Here is a 2,193-nt window from a genome sequence, read left to right on the forward strand (position 1 = left end):
GTGCGAGATCAGCGAGGGGGGACGGGGCTGTCGGCGGTGGCCCGGCGCTGGGCCAGGGCGGCGAACGCCGTCAGGGACTCCGGGTTGGCCAGGGCGCCCTTGGCCGCCGCGCTGTCGACCGGGGTGCCCGTCAGGATCTTCTTGACCGGCACCTCCAGCTTCTTCGCGCTCAGCGTGCGGGGCACGGCCCGGACCTGGTGGATCTCGTCCGGCACGTGCCGCGGCGACAGCGCGGTACGCAGCTCCCGGCAGATCTTGCGCCGCATCTCGTCGTCGAGTTCCAGGCCCTCGGCGAGCACCACGAACAGCAGCAGCTCGCCCGCGCCGCCCTCGTCGTCCTCCAGGTGCACGACGACCGAGTCGACCACCTCGTCCAGCCCCTCGACCACCGAGTAGAACTCGGCGGTGCCGAGGCGTACGCCGCCCCGGTTGAGCGTGGCGTCGGACCGGCCGGTGATCACGCACCCGCCGCGCTCGTTCACCGTGATCCAGTCACCGTGCCGCCACACCCCGGGATAGACCTCGAAGTACGCCTCCCGGTAGCGGGCGCCGTCCGGGTCGTTCCAGAACCCGACCGGCATGCTCGGCATCGGCTCGGTGATCACCAGCTCGCCGAGCTGCCCGATCACAGCGCTGCCGTCGGCGGAGCGGGCCTCCACCTTCGCGCCGAGCGCCCGGCAGGCGATCTCCCCCGCGTACACCGGCAGCAGCGGCACGCCGCCGACGAACCCGGTGCACACGTCCGTGCCGCCGGACAGCGACTGGAGCTGGAGGCGGTCGCTCACGTTCTCGTACACCCAGGTGAAGCCCTCGGCCGGCAGCGGCGCGCCGGTCGAGCCGAGGCCGCGCACCGCGGACATGTCGGCGACCTCGCGCGGCACCAGCCCGGCCTTGCGGCAGGCCAGCAGGAACGGCGCGGACGTGCCGAAGTACGTGGTGCCGGTGTCGGCGGCCAGCCGCCACAGCGCGCCCAGGTCGGGGTGGCCCGGGTTGCCGTCGAACAGCACGATCGCCGCGCCCACCGCCGGGCCGGAGACCAGGAAGTTCCACATCATCCAGCCGGTCGTGGTGAACCACAGGAACCGGTCGGACGGGCCCAGGTCGTGGTGCAGCGCCAGCATCTTGAGGTGTTCCAGCAGGATGCCGCCGTGGCCGTGCACGATCGGCTTGGGCAGGCCGGTGGTGCCGGAGGAGTACAGCACGTAGAGCGGGTGGTCGAAGGCGACAGGGGTGAACGTCAACGGCTCGTCCGTCGCCGCCGCCAGCTCCGCCCACGGCAGCGCGCCGTCGGGGGCCGGGCCGTCCGGATCGAGGTACGCGATGGCGACCGTGTGCCGCAGCGACGGCAGCGCGGCCCGGATCGCGGCCACCTCGGCGCGCCTGTCGACCGGCTTGTCGCCGTACCGGTAGCCGTCCACGGCGACCAGCACGGTGGGCTCGATCTGCTGCCAGCGGTCGGTGACGCTGCGGGTGCCGAACTCGGGCGCGCAGGAGGAGAAGATCGCGCCCAGGCTGGCGGTGGCGAGCAGCAGGACGTACGTCTCCGGGATGTTCGGCGCGTACGCGGCCACCCGGTCGCCCGGCCCGACACCGAGGCGGCGCAGCCCGGCGGCCACCCGGCGGACCCGCTCGCGCAGCTCGGCCGCGGTGAGCGTCTCCGGCGCGCGGGTCTGACCGTGCGCGATCACCGCCGGGTCGTCGTCGCCCAGCCCCGGCATGCGCAGCACGTTCTCGGCGTAGTTGAGCGTCGCGCCGGGGAACCAGCGGGTGCCCGGCATGGCCCGGTCGGTGAGGGTGGCGGTCGGCGGGGTGTGGGCGACCACGTCGAAGTAGTCCCAGATCGAGCGCCAGAACGCGTCCAGGTCGGTCACCGACCACTGCCACAGCGCGTCGTAGTCGGCGAACTCCAGCCCGCGGTGCTCGGCCAGCCAGCGCAGGTAGTCACCGATCCGCGACCGCTCCCGCACGTCCGCCGGCGGCGTCCACAGCACGTCAGCCACTGTTCCACCCTCCCCTGGGCCCGCCACGACGGTGTGCCGGGGCCGTGGCGCCATCTTGCCCTACCTCGTGCCGCCATTGTCCGCGCCGGGTACGCCGGAACCGGCGTACAGGTCGGCGAAGCGCGCCCCGTCCAGGTCGACGTGGGAGTGCACGGCGCTGAACAGCGCCTCACGGACCCGGTCCGAGGTGGGA

Annotated in this window: 1 protein-coding gene and 1 pseudogene; both read right to left on the minus strand. The window is 73.5% G+C overall.

The genetic code is table 11. The features are described 5' to 3' along the window. Positions 1–8: 8 nt before the first annotated feature. Entirely contained in the window at positions 9–2,000 is a 1,992-nt protein-coding gene (locus ABD52_RS37040; protein WP_047894843.1) for an acetoacetate--CoA ligase, read from the minus strand. A gap of 93 nt (positions 2,001–2,093) precedes the next feature. After that, positions 2,094–2,193, minus strand: a pseudogene (locus ABD52_RS38865) (RsmD family RNA methyltransferase); the annotation flags it as partial.

The sequence above is a fragment of the Micromonospora sp. RV43 genome, from assembly GCF_001029515.1.
Taxonomy (GTDB): domain Bacteria; phylum Actinomycetota; class Actinomycetes; order Mycobacteriales; family Micromonosporaceae; genus Micromonospora; species Micromonospora aurantiaca.